This is a genomic window from Paenibacillus rigui (assembly GCF_002234615.1).
Lineage (GTDB): Bacteria > Bacillota > Bacilli > Paenibacillales > NBRC-103111 > Paenibacillus_S > Paenibacillus_S rigui.
Genome location: NZ_NMQW01000034.1, coordinates 119,101 through 137,364, shown reverse-complemented (window position 1 = coordinate 137,364; position 18,264 = coordinate 119,101). Strand labels below are relative to the sequence as shown.

15 protein-coding genes are annotated in these 18,264 nt (G+C 54.6%); 14 read left to right on the top strand and 1 reads right to left on the bottom strand.

Annotated elements, in window-relative coordinates; genetic code table 11:
- The 14 genes from CF651_RS22415 to CF651_RS22350 all read left to right on the top strand — a co-directional run.
- Window positions 1-853: MFS transporter (locus CF651_RS22415; protein WP_144029089.1), on the top strand; the 853-nt coding region annotated here is incomplete at its 5' end.
- A gap of 13 nt (window positions 854-866) precedes the next feature.
- Window positions 867-2,207, top strand: coding sequence for an LLM class flavin-dependent oxidoreductase (locus tag CF651_RS22410; RefSeq protein ID WP_094017101.1), 1,341 nt, complete (start codon window positions 867-869; stop codon window positions 2,205-2,207).
- A 189-nt stretch (window positions 2,208-2,396) separates the two neighbouring features.
- Window positions 2,397-3,221: an IucA/IucC family C-terminal-domain containing protein gene (locus CF651_RS22405; protein ID WP_094017100.1), complete on the top strand. Its 825-nt coding sequence runs from the start codon at window positions 2,397-2,399 to the stop codon at window positions 3,219-3,221.
- Between the two features lie 53 nt (window positions 3,222-3,274).
- Window positions 3,275-3,727 (top strand): helix-turn-helix transcriptional regulator, encoded by a 453-nt coding sequence (locus CF651_RS22400; protein ID WP_094017099.1) that lies wholly within the window; start codon window positions 3,275-3,277, stop codon window positions 3,725-3,727.
- A 189-nt stretch (window positions 3,728-3,916) separates the two neighbouring features.
- Window positions 3,917-4,909, top strand: coding sequence for a 2,3-diaminopropionate biosynthesis protein SbnA (sbnA, locus tag CF651_RS22395; protein WP_425436301.1), 993 nt, complete (start codon window positions 3,917-3,919; stop codon window positions 4,907-4,909).
- A gap of 41 nt (window positions 4,910-4,950) precedes the next feature.
- A complete protein-coding gene (gene sbnB / locus CF651_RS22390; protein WP_094017097.1) occupies window positions 4,951-6,027 on the top strand; it encodes a 2,3-diaminopropionate biosynthesis protein SbnB in 1,077 nt (358 codons plus the stop codon).
- Window positions 6,028-6,063: 36 nt separating this feature from the next.
- Window positions 6,064-7,980: an IucA/IucC family protein gene (locus CF651_RS22385; RefSeq protein WP_094017096.1), complete on the top strand. Its 1,917-nt coding sequence runs from the start codon at window positions 6,064-6,066 to the stop codon at window positions 7,978-7,980.
- Entirely contained in the window at window positions 7,977-9,818 is a 1,842-nt protein-coding gene (locus tag CF651_RS22380) for an IucA/IucC family protein (protein WP_245856095.1), read from the top strand. Before CF651_RS22385 ends, CF651_RS22380 begins: the two co-directional genes overlap by 4 nt.
- 4 nt (window positions 9,819-9,822) lie before the next feature.
- A complete protein-coding gene (locus CF651_RS22375) occupies window positions 9,823-10,596 on the top strand; it encodes an HpcH/HpaI aldolase family protein (protein WP_094017095.1) in 774 nt (257 codons plus the stop codon).
- Between the two features lie 114 nt (window positions 10,597-10,710).
- Window positions 10,711-11,925 (top strand): type III PLP-dependent enzyme, encoded by a 1,215-nt coding sequence (locus CF651_RS22370; RefSeq protein WP_094017094.1) that lies wholly within the window; start codon window positions 10,711-10,713, stop codon window positions 11,923-11,925.
- Window positions 11,926-11,946: 21 nt separating this feature from the next.
- Window positions 11,947-13,980 (top strand): IucA/IucC family protein, encoded by a 2,034-nt coding sequence (locus CF651_RS22365; protein WP_094017093.1) that lies wholly within the window; start codon window positions 11,947-11,949, stop codon window positions 13,978-13,980.
- A 370-nt stretch (window positions 13,981-14,350) separates the two neighbouring features.
- Entirely contained in the window at window positions 14,351-15,160 is an 810-nt protein-coding gene (gene racE / locus CF651_RS22360) for a glutamate racemase (protein WP_094017092.1), read from the top strand.
- Window positions 15,161-15,271: 111 nt separating this feature from the next.
- Window positions 15,272-16,474 carry a M14 family metallopeptidase gene (locus CF651_RS22355; protein ID WP_094017091.1) on the top strand — a complete coding sequence of 401 codons (1,203 nt, stop codon included), beginning with the start codon at window positions 15,272-15,274 and terminating at the stop codon, window positions 16,472-16,474.
- A gap of 196 nt (window positions 16,475-16,670) precedes the next feature.
- Complete coding sequence (locus CF651_RS22350; RefSeq protein ID WP_094017090.1) at window positions 16,671-16,907, top strand: hypothetical protein; 237 nt, start codon at window positions 16,671-16,673, stop codon at window positions 16,905-16,907.
- A 271-nt stretch (window positions 16,908-17,178) separates the two neighbouring features.
- Here the strand turns inward: CF651_RS22350 and ytvI are convergent, their stop codons facing one another.
- Window positions 17,179-18,258 (bottom strand): sporulation integral membrane protein YtvI, encoded by a 1,080-nt coding sequence (ytvI, locus tag CF651_RS22345; protein WP_094017089.1) that lies wholly within the window; start codon window positions 18,256-18,258, stop codon window positions 17,179-17,181.
- Window positions 18,259-18,264: the final 6 nt, after the last annotated feature.

The following is an 18,264-nucleotide window of genomic DNA, read 5'->3' as shown; positions in this document are numbered from 1 at the left end:
GGGGAAAGTACGGGGGAGGCTGGAGGGTGCGCTGGCCGCAGGCTCGATGCTGGGCCCGCTGCTGGGCGGTGTCTTGCTCGGTGTCATCGGGTTTCGGTACGTACTGCTGTCTTTAGCCATTCTGCTGTCCTTCTGGACGATGCTGTGCATGCTGCAATTAAAGGAAAGGCAGACGGGCGCGAAGGGAGCCGTTCAACGAACCGGCATGGCAGTCCAATTCCACGGCTTGCTCCGGGAACGGAAAACCCGTGTATTTCTCCTTGCAGGAATTTGTGCGAATTTTGGTATCTTCGGACTGCTTCCCGTATTGCCTCTGCACGTGAAGCCGTATGCCGAAACTACAGCCCTGACGGCTGTATGGGTAGGGATTCTGCAAGCCATCCTGTGGGCTGCTGTATGGCTGACCTCCTCGTGGTGGGGCCGAAGAAACGATGTGAGTCCGGTTCACCGCAATTATGTCATTGCCGCCACCCTGTGCGGAATAGCTATTGTGCTTCAGGCGATGGCGCCTGCTATCGAATGGCTCGTTTCCTATCGAATTGTGCAGGGAGCGGCTTCCAGCGCATTGGTGCAATCGGTTTTTCTCATGGTAACGAGATCTGCCCCGGAGGGGGAGCTGGGAGCCAGGCTGGGCTATGCGAGAAGCATTTTATTTACAGGGCAAATTGCAGGTCCTATGGCCAGCGGACTGCTGGGAGCTGTGTTCAGCACCTCTGCCATTTTTGCACTACATGGAGCCGTGATCATCACAGGCGGCCTGCTGGTCGGGCTGTTTGCCTCTCCAAAGTCAACCCGACGCCAAATGGAGCACGATCCGAGCCGTCTCCCCCATCCCTTACCAAATGACAAGTAAAGGAGCCCAACGTATGAGCGTACCCGTGAAAAAAATGCACCTGAACCTTTTTGTTCTGAATACAGGCCATCATGAAGCTTCCTGGCGGCATCCTGAAACGATGCCCAAGTCTGTAACGGACATTCATTACTATACCCGGCTTGCCCAGATGGCGGAACAAGCGAAGCTGGATTCGTTATTTATCGCAGATGCCCTTGTATTGACACCGGCGATTCAACACAAAATCGGAGGGGGCCTGGAGCCGCTTACGATGCTCTCTGCGCTCGCGATGGGCACGGAGCGGATCGGTCTTATCGGAACCGTCTCCACTACCTACACGGAGCCCTACAATGCGGCACGCATGTTTGCTTCGCTCGATCATATTAGCGGAGGAAGGGCGGGCTGGAACAGCGTTACATCGGTGGGCGATGTGACGGCCATCAATTTCGGAAGGGAGCGCCATCCCGAGCACAGTGACCGTTATGAACAGGCCAAGGAGTTTCTTGAAGTGGTCAAAGGCTTGTGGAGCGGTTGGGAAGCGGATGCATTGGTTGCAGACAAGCAGTCAGGTACATTCGCCGATTATAGCAAAATTCACCCGCTGCGCTATAAGGGCAACTATTTTTCCGTACATGGCCCCTTAAACGTGGCCAGATCGCCTCAGGTGTTCCCTGTGCTCGTACAGGCGGGCTCCTCGGACGCAGGCAAGGAATTGGCGGCGGAAACCGCAGAGCTGGTTTTCACGGCACAGGATACGTTGGAGCATGCCAAAGCCTTTTATGCGGATTTAAAAGGAAGAATGGCGAAGTACGGAAGGCATGCGGATGAGCTGAAAATATTGCCGGGCTTCAGCCCGATTATCGGTGCGACCGAATCGGAGGCACGGGAGAAGGAGGCCATGCTGGCGGAATTAATCACACCCGACTTTGGTCTCATTCGTTTGTCGAATTCTCTCGAAATCGATTTGCACCGCTATCCGCTTGAGGGTCCCGTCCCCTTGGAGGACTTGCCCTCCATCGAGCAGGTCAAGGGACAAAAGGCACGGTTTGAGATGCTCGTAGACATGGTGAAGGCGGAGCAGCTGACCATCCGGCAGTTAATTCACCGCACGGCTACCGCGAGAGGGCATTATACGATGGTTGGGACACCGGAGCAGGTTGCCGATGTGATGGAGCAATGGGTTAAGGACGGTGCAGCCGATGGCTTCAACGTCATGCCGCCTTATTTTCCGGGAGGCTTGGAGGATTTCGTTGGCGGCGTGGTCCCGGAGCTTCAAAGACGTGGATTGTTCCGCACCGAATACAGCGGTCGTACGCTGCGGGAGCATTTTGGCCTGAAGCACCCGGATGCCCAGCCAGTGGTTACAACGACCTAGTTCCGGGAGGGAATAAGACCGAAGACGGCCCGGCATCGGCTGTGCCGGCATGACCTGGTGTATTCCTTGCAGGAAGGAAGGATAAGCTTCGCGTTTCACATTGCAGATTGACAATCAGAAAGCGACTGATTATCATTATCAATTGAAGAGGCGGAATTCCTATAACTTTCCATCAAAGGAGACATTTGAATGATGCACCCGATACATGACCGCACATGGGCGGCGGCTTATCATATTTTGTTCGATGAGGCAGGGGAAGGCTGTGTGCTGGAGCAGAAGGAGCTGCAGCAAGATGCGGCGCTGCTTGCCATGCTCGGCCGCTTTGCAGAATCGGTTCAATCACCGGCATTGCAGGTGACCGGCTCCTTGTTCATCAAGCGGTACGCTCTGCTCATTGCAGGAGCGCTGCATGGTTTTATACGGAATCAAGTGGCCCTGGATGTTTCCTTGGACCGGATGAAGCTGGTATGGAAGGAGCCTGTCCTGCAATTTGTCGTGGAATCGGAGGAGCAGCCTGCTTGCGTCATCGGAATCGAAGACGAAAAGGAGAGGCGAAGCAGCTATTTCAGGCATCTGTTTGCAGATCAGGTCGTTCCTATGCTGAGCAGGGTATCCCAAGTGACGAAGATTGACGAGGATACATTGTGGGGAACCGTCTCGTATTCGCTTGCTTACTGGAAGGAGCAGTGGCTTAACAGCGAGCTGACTGCCGGGGAGCGCGCGCATATAGAGACGTGCTTCGCCGAGCTAATGGATGCTGACGGCAAAACGCAGTTTGCTGGCAAGGACATGAACCCTTTAACTGCAGCCTTCCGCCGTGTGAACAATCCATGGGATGACAAGACAGTGCTCGTACGATCCAAATGCTGCCTGTTCTACTGTCTGCCCGGCAAAAAGGAAGGGCATTGCTACACCTGCCCGAAAATATCGGATGAGTTGCGGCTGGATAAATATGCGCAAGCGCATGGGTATGGGAATCGTCCTGAGCCCCTAACCGCTTCTGCAAAATCCTGAGTACTTCCTCAGATTATTTTAATATTCGTTTTCGCTAGGGGAGAGATGAAGGGATGGCTGTTAGAAACCTGAAGCTTACAGTGGATTCTCATATTCAAAACGCGGGCGAGCAGGAAAAATTAGCCCGTTTACATAGCTTGATCGTTAGAGAAGTATCCGCCATGGACATTGGCGAGAGGGTGAAGGTCACACTGGAATGCGCCGCTCCGGCAGATGGATTGGCGGAAGCTCATGCAGAGCGAAGCTCCAACACCCTGGTATCAAAGGACCCCGTTTCTATACCTCCCTATAAACCCGATATGAGGCTGAGCGAGCGGCAGCATCAGATTGCCGTCATGCTGTGTAACCACTATTCCATCAAAAAAATTGCAAACGAATGCTACGTTTCTGAGAATACGGTGAAAAAACACGTGCAAAACATCAAAAAAGCTTTGGAGATCGAAGGCTCCGGCGCTGATTTTATATATACCCTTAAGCAGCTGCTTTTCCCCGAAGCTGCATACTGAACGGATGACCGTTCAGTTTAGGCCTACCTCTGCAATAGAATCCCATATTTATACTCTAATTGAATAAAAAGGATTATCCGTTTGAAGAATTTACGCTGCTTTCTCCGGTGTGCTACGATAGGCTCACAGATTAATGATAATGATTATCAATATCATTAATCTGTGAATAGCGGTTCACGAGGAGGAATGATGATGTCATCTATACTGCAAGCGGACGCGAAGCCGGCATTCGTGAAAGGCTCGGTTGCCGAATGTGTCGGGCGGACGCCGCTCGTTCATTTAAGCAGGCTGTTTCCGGAAAAGCAGGTGCAGGTCATTGCCAAGCTGGAATATATGAATCCGGGCGGCAGTATGAAGGACCGCCCGGCCAGATACATTATCGAGCAGGGATTGCGCAGCGGAGCGATTGATGCCCGAACGCATATTATCGAGAGCACCTCAGGCAATCTGGGCGTGGCTCTAGCGATGATGGCACGCCTCTACGGATTGTCCGTGACCTGCGTGGTGGATCCCAAGATCGCCAGCACGAACCTGAATATTTTGCGCCAAATGGGCGCCCATATTGAAATGGTCGAGGAGCGTGATGAACAGGGAGGATACTTGATCACACGGATTCGTAAAGTGAACGAGCTGCTGCAGCGATCCCCTCACGGGTTCTGGATTAATCAATATGCTAACGAGAACAATTGGAAAGCCCATTATGAAGGCACAGGCACGGAAATTACCGATGCGCTTGACCATGCAGATATATTGATTGCCGGCGTCAGCACCTCAGGCAGTATTATGGGGACCAGCCGGAAAATGCGTGAAAAATTCCCGCATCTCCAGGTTATCGCCGTCGATGCGGTCGGATCGATTTTGTTCGGGGGTGCTCCCGGGAAGCGGGAGCTGCCGGGAATCGGCGCGAGCCGCGTCCCGGAAATATTGAACCACGCCGAAATTGACAGCGTGATCCATGTCAGCGACAAGGAATCGGCGGAAGGCTGCCGTGAGCTGCTGCTGAAGGAAGGCATATTCGCCGGAGGCTCGTCCGGGTCCATTATGGCAGCCATTCGGAAGCTGCTTCCTTCATTGGAGGCCCGGGCGGATCGTCCGCTGCGGCTGGTTACGCTGCTGCCCGATCGCGGGGACCGCTATCTGGATTTAGTATACGACGACCAGTGGGTCGCTCAATTACCCTAAACCAAATAACCGAAATCAATGAAATAAGGAGAGTTTATTCCATGATCTATCAAGCTGGACCACAGCAATCTCTTGCTGCTGCCGGGCAACTGGCGTCTTCGGGCGCGAATGGGCCCGAACTGCTTTATTTGAACCGGGAGACCATCGCTGCATTAGGCGGCGGTTCCTCCCGAATGTATGCGGAAGCGTTAGAGGAAGCCCTTGTGCTGCATGCCAAGGGGGATTTCGTACAGCCGCTGAAGCCGTATTTGCGCTCCGCCGGGAAGGAAGGGCATATTGCCGATCGGATTATTGCGATGCCTGCGCATATTGGAGGCGAGGTACCGTTATCCGGCATCAAATGGATCGGGAGCAAGCACGACAATCCGCAGGCGCGGGGATTGGAGCGGGCGAGCGGCGTCATCGTGCTTAACGATGCGGAGAGCCACTACCCTGTGGCCGTTCTGGAGGCCGGGTTGATCAGCAGCATGAGGACAGCGGCGGTGACGGTTGTGGCGGCAGCGCGGTTGGCCAAGGAAGGCTTCAAGTCGATTGCTTGCATCGGCTGCGGTCTGATTGCCAAGGCACAGCTGACCTCGTTTCTGGAGCATTATCTCCATATTGAAGAGGTCCATCTGTTCGATCAATCCGAAGCAGCTGCAGGACGGCTGGCGGAGGTGGTTCGCATTCTGTCTCCGCAAGTCAAGGTTACGGTGGCAAGCAGCGCGGAGCATGCGGTTCGCCAAGGAGAGGTCGTGGTGACCTGCACGGTGACCGACACGCCTTATATTCCTTTCGAATGGCTGCGTAAAGGGGCTTTTGTCAGCAATATTTCCATTATGGATGTACATAAAGAAGCCTATCTCCAGGCGGACAAAGTCGTTGTCGACGATTGGGAGCAGTCGAACCGGGAGAAGAAGGTGCTGAATCAGCTTGTCCTGGAAGGGCGTTTCTCCAGAGAGCAGCTTCATGCCGAGCTGGGGGAAATCATGATCGGCAGGAAGCCGGGCCGGGAAACGGATGACGAGATTATTATTTTGAATCCGATGGGCATGGCCATTGAAGATATCGCCTGCGCCCGCCGTATTTATTTGCAGGCGCTGCAGGAAGGTGCAGGGCTGAAGCTGCCTTTGTATTAAAGAATTAAAGGCTCAGCTTACGAAAGGAGACTAGGTATGCTGCATCAACACGATGTCCCGCTGCAGGCTGCGGATAGCTTTTGCACAGGTCTGGCGGAGCGCTCGGCGCTGCGGGGGCTGCTCAACAGCTTTATGCGGGAAACCGGTCTGCAGGATCCGCGGGTCGGGGACCATCCGTCCTCTTTCCTGAAGGATACAGCGACAGCCGCAATAAGGACAGACCTATGGCAGAAGCGAACCGCTGGCCGAGGCGAACCCTTTGTACTGCCGCTGACGCAGTCCCAAGCATGGATTGTAGGAACGATTACTTACTATTCCATGACAGGCCAGCATGAATATGGGGATATTTTTTATACTTCTGTAGCGGGAGCACGGGACGAGGTATACCCTGCTGCGGATGCTGGGCAGCTCATAGACGCGCTGCTGCTTGAGTTAAGCTGCCGGGAACCGGAGCCGGCACGAATGCAAAAAGCTTCGGAAATTCGCGAGCAAATCGGCAACAGCATTCGTCGGACCGTCATGTATCTTGAACGCGCAATGGAACGTGCTGAAGCGTCTGCGTCGAACGGCTTCGATTATATCCGCTCCGAGCAGTCGCTGCTGTACGGTCATCCGTTCCATCCTACGCCCAAGAGCTCGGAGGGCTTCAGCGATGAAGACTTGACCGCCTATGCGCCAGAGCTTCAGGCGGCATTTCCTCTGCACTACCTGGCCGTCTTCTCGGAGCTTGTATGCGAGGAATGGATCGGTGAAGAGCTGCCGCCAACGGCGGAAGCGGCTGAGGCTGCCCGCCGGAAGCTGGGAGAACGGGCAGCCGATTACAAGCTGCTGCCATTACATCCGTGGCAGGCAGACTACTTGGGCCAGATAAGTGCTGTACGCGGGCTGATGGACGACGGCCGGCTTGTTCCGCTTGGAGCCGTAGGCAGGAAGGTGTATCCGACCTCCTCGGTGAGGACGGTATGGGAGCCGGAGGCGGGCATCTTTTATAAGCTTCCGCTGCATGTCCGGATTACGAACTTCATCCGGGAGAACACGCCGGAGCAGCTTCGGCGTACGATGGACGCAGCGGCCGTGCTGACTATGGCACAGCGGGACGTCCAGATCCCGGGTGGAGAGGACGGCAGGGGAGATGGAGCCGGCGGCACAGCAGGACTGCGCATTTTGAAGGAAACCGGATACCGGAGCGTGGGGCTGCATAGTGATGAAGCCGATGCAACGGCTCGGGAAGCGGTATTCTCCGCTCTCGCCGTCGTATACCGGCACGCCGGGGAGCTGAATGAGGAGGAACAGAGCAGGTGCTTTGTCGTTGCTTCCCTCATGGAGCTGCCTCCCGGTCACAAGGAACCACTGCTGTTTCAGGCTGTCCGGCAGTCTGCAGGCGGAAAGCTGCCGGATTGGCACCTATGGCTTGCGGCCTATTTGAAGCTGTCGCTGTTGCCATTACTAAGCTTGTTTGCGGACATGGGCATCAGTATGGAGGCCCATGTGCAAAATTCGCTGCTGTCGCTTTCAGACGGCATGCCGGTCCGTTATTACGTCCGTGACCTGGAAGGGATTAGTGTGAGCCGGGAGCAGGCGATCCTGTATGGCTGGACCCCGGACGTCGTTCCGGAGGACAGTCCGGTGCTGTACGCGCGGGACGAGGCGTGGCTGCGGCTGCAATATTATTTTATCGTGAACCACTTGGGTGCACTGATCCATACTGTGGCACGATTCGATCAAAAGAACGAAGCCGTCTATTGGCAGACAGTCCGACAGGTGCTGCTCGAGGAACGGTCGCGGTTGGAGTCATCCGGCGGACTGGCCGGCTGCATCGGCGATTTGCTGAACAAACGAAGCCTGCCTGCCAAGGCCAATCTGATCAGCAGGTTTCAAGGACGGGGAGAAACGCCGGATTTTGTGGACATTTCGAATCCGATCTACTATTGCGGAGGTGAGCTGAAATCATGAGCGGGCTGCAAACAATGGAGAGCTTTACCGCAAGTCCGGAGGGGTTCGAATGGACAGAGGCGCTGCGTTCCCCGCAATATGCCGAGGTAGAGCGCAGAATCATTCGCCAGCTGGCGGAAGCGCTGCTGTATGAGAACATCGTGGCCTATAGCCGTTCCGCCGCTGGTGAAACAGGAGGACGCTTTGTGATCCAGGTAGTGGATGCCCAGGGGCAATCCGTTTCCTATGTATGCCATGGACGCAACAAGCTGAGCTTCGACCGCATTCGATTGAGCCGTAAGGAGCCGATTGTGCGAATGGATGAGGAAGGCGGGGCAACAGAAGCCCGCCTTGCTGATTTTGTCGTCGAGGTGCTGGGGCCTTATGTTCCTCAGGACCGTTTAGGCGGCTTCCTGGAAGAGCTCGGGCAGACACTGCTCAAAGACACGCAAGCTCAGTATGCGGGCCGGCATCTGGAGCTGTCCGGTGCACAGCGCGCCTATGACGCTCTGGAAGGAAACATCATGGATGGTCATCCATATCATCCGTGCTACAAATCGAGAATTGGCTTTAACGGGCAGGATAATGCAGCGTTCGGACCGGAGTTTCGGCCATCACTGAAGCCGCTGTGGCTGGCCGTGCTGGCTGAGGACAGTATTCATGCCATTTCGGCCTCGCTGTCCTACGAAGCGTTCATGGAAGCGGAGCTGGGCGCAGAGACAGCGTCCGCTTTTGCCGCCAAGCTCGAAGCGGCAGGGAAAGACCCGCAGCAGTTTCAATATATTCCGGTTCATCCTTGGCAGTGGAGGGAAACGACGCTGCGTGTGTTTTACCGCCAGCTGGCCGAGGGACGGATGATTGTGCTCGGTGAAGGGGCGGACGTCTACCGCCCTCAGCAATCCATTCGTACGCTCGCCAACGTGACCTCACCGTATAAATCGTATCTGAAGCTGCCTATGAACCTGGTGAACACGTCTACGGGAAGGATGCTGGCCAAGCATACGATTCGTAATGCGCCGCTCATTTCCGATTGGCTTAGCGGGCTCGTGAGGCAGGATGAGGAAGCGCTGCGGATGGATTTTGTACTGCTTCGTGAAGTGGCCGGCGTAACTTACAACCATGAAACGCTGCCGGAGCTGCTGAGGCCCCGTGCCTACGGTACACTCGGGGCGATCTGGAGGGAAAGCCTTCACCTGTATGCCAAGGACGGTGAGGAAGCTGTACCGTTCAATGCTTTGTGTCACCTGGAACGTTCGGGGAAACCGTTCATCGATGCCTGGATACAGGCAGAAGGGGTGGAGGCCTGGACGCAAAAGCTGCTGGAGGCAGCTGTGCTGCCGCTTATTCATTTGCTATTCGCCCAAGGCGTGGCGTTGGAGTCGCATGCCCAGAATATGATTTTGCTGCATCGGGGCGGAAAGCCAACGCGGGTAGCCTTCAAGGATTTCCATGACGGGATCCGGTTCTCCCGGCGACATCTGACTCATCCGGAAGCTTGCCCGGAGCTGCATTCAGTATCCGAGCATCATAAGCGGATTAATCCGAATTCATTTATCGAAACAGAGCAGGCCGATGTCGTAAGGGATTTTGTACATGATGCCTTCTTCTTTATCAATATTACCGAGCTGTGCTTCCTGCTGGAGGAGCATTATGGGCTCCAGGAAGCGGACTTCTGGGGGATGGTGGCGCACCTTATACACGATTACCGGCAGCGGCATCCGCAGCATGAAGCGCGGTTTCAAGCTTTCGATTTGTTTGCCGAGACGATCGAGGTGGAGCAGCTGACTGCGAGAAGGTTGTTCGGGGATACGGAGCTTCGCCTTCAGAGGGCGTCGAATCCGCTCCATCCTTTCCGGTGACGCGATGCTGAAAGAAAATCGTTTGAAGCAAAAGCTCGGGCTTGGGGAAACCGTGTTCGGCTTGATCGGTTCGATTCCCTCGCCCGTTGTCGTCGAGATGGTCGGCTGCGCCGGTTTTGATTTTATCATTATCGATACGGAGCATGTGCTGGTCAATCCGGAGACGCTGGAGCATATGATCCGGGCCGCCGAGGTGGCCGGACTGACGGCGTTGGTACGCGTCAGCGAACCGAACCCGAAGGAAATGCTGCGTGCTCTTGATGCCGGGGCCATGGGCATTGTCGTTCCTCATGTGGAAACCCGCGAGCAGGCGGAGCTTATCGTCCGTGCTTGCAGATACGGTCCGCTAGGCAGCAGAAGCTTGAACAGCGGACGCGCCGGAACCTTCGGCAAGTATGATTTGACGCAATATATTGCAAGGGCGAACGAGGAAGTGATGGTCGTTCCCATGATCGAGAGCAGGAAGGGTGTAGAGCAGGCGGAGGCCATTTTATCGGTTCCCGGGATCGACATGGTTCTGGAGGGGGCTGCGGACTTATCGCAGTCGTACGGCATTCCATGGCAGACCCGCTCGCCCCGGGTGAAAGAAGGGCTGCGGCAGCTGTTCACCGCCTCCAGGCAAGCAGGGGTGCCTTATTGTGCCATTCCGCGCGCAGCTGAGGATTATACGGATTGGCAGCAGCTTGGCGTGAAGGCTTTCGTGCTGGGAGACGAACGGGGCGTATCGTTTCGCGCTTTGAGATCACATCTGCAGGCGTTCCAGCCTGAGCGGGAGTAAGCGTTCGGCCTCCGTGAAGCAGCGCTGCATCGCTTGTCAGGCTGGCGCATGAAGCGGAAAAATGAGCGGCTCTGCAAGCCGTCAGTACACAAGGAAAGGTGTGGATGAAATTCAATGAATCCGTTGGTTACGGAAGATCATAAGGTCATTAGCCGCATAGAACAGTGGAAACAGGAGCGTCCGGAGCCGGTGTGCGCTTTCCTGTATGATATGCAGGCTCTTCGGGAGCATGTGAGAACATGCGTCAGCACGCTGCCGGAAGGCTGCCGTCTGTTTTATGCAATGAAAGCGAATCCGACCCGGGAGCTGCTGGAAGCCTTGGTGCCTATCGTGCACGGCTTCGAAACGGCATCGATTGGAGAAATACGCAAGGTTCGGCATGTTTCTGCGGATATTCCGGTTATTTTCGGCGGTCCGGGCAAAAAAGATTCGGAGATCAGCGAAGCGCTTGATCTCGGTGTGACGCTAATTCACGCGGAAAGCACGCATGAGCTGCGGCGCATATCCCATATCGCAGGAAAGCTCGGGAAGAAGGCCTCCGTCCTTCTTCGTGTCAACCTGAGAGCTTCCTTCCCGGAGGCTACCCTGGTGATGGCAGGCCGCCCGACCCAGTTCGGAGTTGACGAGGAGCAGGCGGGCCGTGCTATTGAGCTTGCGGCTGCCTTGCCGCATGTGCAGCTGGAAGGCTTTCATCTGCATTCGATCTCGAATAATTTGGATGCCCGTTTACATGCCAAGCTCGTATCCGTGTACTGGGCTCGCGTCCAGGAATGGCAGACCCGTTACGGGCTGGAGCTCCGCTATCTGAATGCGGGCGGAGGCTTCGGCATTTCTTATACGGACTTGGAGTGTAAGTTTGAGTGGCCTGTTTTCATTGAGGCGCTGCAAAAAGTATTGGAAGCGCAGCGGCTTCCCGGCGTTGAGCTTGTATTTGAGCCCGGACGCTATTTGGCAGCTGCATGCGGCTATTATGCCGCAGAGGTGATTGATTTGAAGTGCAATCACGGCAAGCACTACGCGATTCTCCGGGGCGGCTCGCACCATTTCCGGCTTCCGGGCGCCTGGCAGCACAGCCATCCGTTCGATATCGTCCCTTTGGATAAGTGGGACTATCCGTTTGAAAGGCCTGAGGTCCGCGATGTGGAGATTACGGCCGCCGGCGAGCTGTGCACGCCGAAGGATGTACTCGCGAAGGACGTTCGGGTGTCCCGGCTGCGTGTCGGAGACGTCCTGCTGTTCCGGTACACCGGGGCGTACGGCTGGACGATATCGGCCCATGATTTTTTAAGCCATGATCATCCGGAGCATATTTTTATTGAGCCAAGCTGATAAGGAAGGAGGTACAAGGAGATGAAGGAGGCCGTTACAGAGCCGCTCCAAAGCGATAACAGGTCCGAGCCTGCTTCAGCGGGGGTGCAAGAACAGAGCCCTCTGCAGCAGGCGGAGGAACGGATTTTATCCGATCTCGTCAATGCGCTTTTGGCGGAAGGCTTGTGGGAAGCAGGGGGCCGCGTGGAAATTGTGGACGCAGCCCAGCTGAATACAGATAGCCGTCTGTTGGAATGGAACGCGAACCTGAATCGGGATCCGGATCAGAATTCCGATCGGGGAAGGAAGGCAGCGGATTACGTCAGGCTGCTTCGTTGGTCGAGTCACCGCCAGGAGGGGCATCAGCTTGTGTTCCCGGTCCGGCCAGCCATCGTCCAGGCTTACCGGTATGTGACTGGCGGGGGAGTATACGAGGTTCCCACTGCTCCGGGGGCCATACCGGCCCGCATCGGAGTGATGGAAGTATGGAAGCGTGTGACCGAAGCGTTATTCCCGTCGAATGGACTTCAACCGGAAGGAGAGCCGGAAAACGGAGCGACCCGATTGACGAAGCTGCTCCAGCTGACGCTTGAGCAAACCCGATGGACGCGAGAAGAGCATTCCCTGTCCACAGCGGGGGGGAGCCTGCCACGGCTGGAGGATTTGGCAGGTCTTGAACGGCTGGCAGCGCTCCGGGATCGCCCGTTTCATCCGGTTGCTAAAGCCAAAGGGGGCTGGACGCAGGCGGACTATCACCGCTATAGCGCAGAATCCGGGCAGCCGGTCACTCTGCAATGGATCGCAGTGCAGCGCCAGCATCTGCTGCACAGCGGCGGGCTTAGGGAGGCCGAATTGGCCTCGATCACCTGCCCGGCGGATCTGCTGCTGAGCTCAGAGGAGCGCAGTCTGCTTCGGGAGGCTATGCAGCGCCTCGAGCTGCCGGAGGAGCAATATATAGCGCTGCCCGTTCATCCTTGGCAGCTAGCCGTTATACTGCCGAAGCTGCTGGCAAGCGAGCTGGCAGCTGGGGATTTTGTGCCGCTGCATGCGGCAGCCGGCGCATACTATGCCACCTCCTCCGCACGCTCCTTGGCTCCGGCAGGAGGAGGCGCGGCACATGTGAAGCTGCCGCTAGGAATCGTGTCGCTTGGCGCGGTCCGTTACCTGCCCGCTGTTCATATGATGAACGGGGAGCGGGGCCAGCGTCTGCTGGAGCAAGCCAGGCAGCGTGACGCCGTGCTGAAGGAGCGGCTGAGCTTGTGCGACGAGACGAATTGGTGGGCTTATCTGCCGGAATCAGCGGATTTTTTTGACGATCCGCCGAGACACTTATCGGCCCTGATTCGAACCTATCCTTCCGAAATCATAGATTCGGAAGGAACGGTGCTCGTGCCGATGTCAGCGTTGGCGGTCCATGCACCAAACGGCACACATGTGCTGGATGCATGGATGCAGATGAAAGGAATGCAGATAAATGAAGCGGGAGCCGAGTCTTTATTTGGTGAGGTATGCCTTCACTTTCTTCATCTGTGCTTGCGGCTGTTCCGACTTGGGGTCATGCCGGAAATACATGGACAAAATGCGCTGCTCATTGTGAAGCATGGACACGTATCCGGGATGCTGCTTCGCGATCACGATTCTGTCCGGCTGCACCTGCCGTGGATGAATGAGCACGGACTGAGTGATCCCTGCTATAAGATGAAGCCGGGCTATCCGAATTCCTTATATAACGAGACCCCTCAGAAGCTCTTGTTTTATTTGCAAACGCTAGGTATCCAGGTGAATTTGTATTCGATTCTCGAAGCGGTAGCCGATCGGTACGGCATCGAGGAAAGCAGGCTGTGGCATGCGCTGAAAAGCAGCCTCAACCTGGCTATGGGGCTGGCGGAGCTCCCGGCTGACGTCAAGGCTATCGTAGAGCAGGCGATGCTGGGCGAGGCGAGCTGGCCATGGAAAAACCTGCTGAAGCCGCTGCTTGAGCAGGAGGGGGTTCCTTCCGGGAGCATGCCTTCGGGTGCAGGTCAATCGGTTAATCCGTTCCGGCAATTGAATTCAGTTCAACCAGGCGATGGATAAATCAAAGCAGGTTTCCATAGCGCTGTCATTTCGCAAATCGCGAGGGCAGCGCTATTTTTGTGCCAACGCCAGCACAAAGCACAGAGTAGAACGTAGGGAGTCAGGTGTGGGGTCTCCTTCCCCAAGCACAAACGTAATTTGTTAGCCAAGGACGCCTGCAGGGCGTTCTTCCCAGCTCTATCCTTCCAGCTGCAACTCGCTGACGGATGCTAATAATAGGCTGATAGGATGGAAACAGGCCCACACTTCTGGTATGATAAATTGATGCAGCCTATACATAGTTAGTGCGGTACCTTTCCGCTTCTACACTCATATTCTATTAGAAGCATAGCGCGTATTATGAATTTACAGACAAAGGAAGCGAGATCTTGTGCAGCAAGCGATAGCCATATTGGATTCCGGAGTAGGCGGGCTTACCGTGGCCAAAGAAGTCATGCGCCAGCTCCCGCAAGAAAAAATCATTTATTTCGGCGACACGGCCCGCACTCCTTATGGACCAAGATCACCCCATGAAGTGATTGAATTCACACACCAAATCGTCGATTATTTGCTGCAATTTCAACCGAAAATGATTGTTATCGCCTGCAATACCGCAACAGCCGTCGCGTTGGATGAAATTCGTGCCCGCCTGTCGATTCCCGTTGTCGGAGTCATCCATCCGGGTGCCCGCGCAGCTATCAAAACGACACAATCTGGTAAAGTCGGTGTCATCGGAACCGAAGGAACGATCAAAAGCAGTGCATACGAGCTGGCGCTTCGCCAAATATCGCCGCATATTCAAGTGGTCAGCCAGCCTTGTCCTTTGTTCGTACCCCTTGTGGAAAAAGGATTGTTCCGAACGGATCAAACGCGGAGTGTCGTTGAGAAATCGCTTCAGGACCTGCGGCAAATCCCTATGGATTGCCTGATTCTGGGGTGCACGCATTATCCGTTTTTGTCAGACGTCATCGCGGATGTGATGGGCCCCAACGTTACCTTGATTAGCTCTGCGGATGAGACGGCGAGGGAGATCAGCACGATTTTATATCATAAGGGTATGCTGGCGACCTCGAATCCTATGCCCGTACATCAGTTTTTTTGCAGCGGCGATCCGGCGATGTTCAAGAAAATTGCCCAGACCTGGCTGAACGAGCAAATTCGCGTGACCCCTGTCGTTTGGCAAGTCCCTCATATCATTTAAGTAAACCGCAAGAGACGATGCCCCAGGCCATAACGGGGGTCGTCTTTTTTTGCATGCTCCGGCATACATATAAGGTTAACCGCCAAGAGTCGGAGAGGGGGACTTGGAAGGATGGTTTATTCGTACGTGGTTCAAAAGGGCGACACACTGTTCCGCATTGCCCGGCGTTACAATATTCATACGGATTCTATTTATAGCGTCAATCCCCAATTAAAAGGACAAAGGTATATTTACCCCGGACAGGTGATTCAGCTCCAGCTCCCCGAGGTGCCGAAGTATGTAATTCAAGCAGGGGATACCTTTTACGATATCGCTCACCGGTTTCGTATTTCCTTAACGGATTTGCTGGCAGCGAATCCGGGTGTGAACCCGAGGAGGCTGCTGATTGGACAGATCATCGTGCTGCCGCTCAGCAAGGGTATGGACATCGTGGACACCACGAATGATTACGGGTATGTCGAATTGCTGGAGGATATCGGTCTGCTGGGACAAAGATACCCGTTCCTGCAGGCCGATTCTATCGGAAACAGTGTATTGGGCAAACCAATTCCTGTTATCCGTATCGGTACAGGACCCAAGCAGGTCCATTACAACGGCTCGTTTCACGCGAATGAATGGATCACTACGCTTCTGCTTATGAAGTTTCTTGAGGATTACGCCAATGCGTTCACCGGATCGGGACTGCTGCGGGGGAAAAATATGAAAGTGCTCTATGAGGAGACCTCATTATGGGTCGTACCGATGGTCAATCCGGACGGGGTAGAGCTGGTTCAAGAGGGGGCCATGCCAACCCATCCTTATTACATGCAGCTGCTGGAATGGAACTTTGGCTCGAGAGACTTTTCGGGGTGGAAAGCCAACATTCGGGGAGTGGACTTGAATGACCAATTTCCGGCGAATTGGGAGCTGGAGCGCGACCGCAGGGAAGTAGCCGGACCCGGCCCGAGAGATTATACGGGGGAAACTCCGCTAAGCGAGCCTGAAGCGAAAGCAATTGCCGATTTTACCCAAGCGCATGACTTTCGGCTCGTGATCGCCTTCCACACGCAAGGGCAAGAGATTTATTGGAATTATCGGGATTTGGAGCCGCCCGAGTCCGAAACGATTGCGAATCGGCTCGCCCAGGTTAGCCGCTACCGGGCGATCAAGCTTCCCGAAAGCGATGCGGGATATAAGGATTGGTTTATCCAGCAGTACCGCCGTCCGGGCTTCACTGTGGAAGCGGGAATCGGGACGAATCCGCTGCCCATTTCACAATTCCGTTCGATCTATGACGACGTGATAGGCTTGCTTATTGAGGGCTTGATTGTTTAACAGCATGAATGATTTGGATTTAACCGACTCTAGCGGTATACTGATAAGAGAGCAGTCTGTCGAACGGTAGGCTGCCGAGAATACCGTTGGAAGTCCGGCGAATAAGCAGCGGAGCGAGTGGGATGGTTCTGGGGAAGCGCCAGCGTTCGCCGCACCGGGCAATCGCTTACCGGGCTTTTTTAGAGGAGGGATGGACATGTGGAGACGATTGTTATCCTTGCGTCATTGGGGGCATGTATTTCGGCGCATCGGTCCTTTATTGACTTCTCCGAAGGTGCCTTTAGGGGAAAAACTGCTCTTTGCCATCCCGGTCATCGTCTATTGGGTTATGCCGGATGTGCTGCCTTGGATCCCGGTGGATGACATTGCAGTGACGCTCTTTTTAATGAACTTTTTCACGGATCGGGTTGAACGTAAATATTTGACGAGATAGTTGGAGCCAGCAGTACAGCACCTAATGCATTACAATGCAGCAGGTAATGGAGCACAAGCTCATCCAAAGCAAGGCAGTTTCACTCAGGTGCGGCACGGCATGCTTCTTATAAAACTGGACGTACTGCCGGGCATAAGCAAAGTAAAGCAAAGGACCGTTTCCCTTCCGGGGAGCGGTCCTTAAATTGTGTTTATCTTATATATGCTGGACTGCAGCCACTCTGACAAACGTGCCCCGGCCCTTGAAGGACGGCGCTGCCGGCTGTGTTGGACTACTCGCCCTCCGGCCAACGGATCCAGCGCTGGAGATAGCCTTGCTCATACAGAGCCTTGATCGTAATAATCAGCACAGGCGATAGGATCAGACCGGCTACCCCGAACAAGGACAAGGAAATCATCATAAAGGACAGCATGGTAAAAGCCGATACGCCAAGCGAATCCCCGGTAATTTTGGGCTCCATAATTTGCCTTACCAGGATCACGACCACAAGCAGAACGGACAGCCAGGTGGCAAGCAGCGTTTGTCCGACCACGAATAAGTAAATAATCCACGGAATGAACAGTGTCGATACGCCGAGCAGGGGCAGAACGTCGAAAATAGCCGACAGCAGGGCGATCGAGAACGCATTTTTCACATTCAAGGCAAGCAGAGCGATGAAAATAACGATGAACGTCAGGCTGATGAGCTTCATCTGGGATTTTAAATAGCCGACAATCCCTTTAAGCACGTTATCCTTCAAAAAAAGAAACGCCGATTTGAACGTTTTGGGCGTATGTTCCTTTGCCATCCGTTTCCAGGACTCAATCTCAATACTGAGGAAGTAAGCAAGAATGATAGCAATGACGAAATTCACGACAAAGGTGGAAAAGCTCGACAGCATCGTGAAGGTGCTGGTCAGGAAATGGCCTGCCAATGCCGTGATCTTGGCGGTAAGCTGTGCGGAATAATCGGTAATTTTTTGAACGACATCATCAGGCAGCGCATCCAGCCGGTTATGAAGAAAATCAGTTTTGAGCAAAATTTCCTTTTGCATCACGGCCGAATAGCCCGGAAGCTTATCGATCAAATTAAGAATTTGACTTGTGAAAATAGCTCCGACTCCGGTGATGAGGCCGAGAAGGACCAGTACGAACAACACCGTTGAGATAGCGGTTGCGATACTTTTGCCCATCCCCTTTCGGTGCAGAAAGCGCGCTAACGGCTCAATGATTAAATAAACGACGAAAGCGAGAAAAATCGGAGTGGCAATCCGGTACAAATAGCTGAACAGCAGCATGAACAGATAGACTGTCAGCAGCAGCAGTCCAATGTCAAAAACAGTTTTCCAATATTTGCGGTAAAACGCTATCATTCAAGC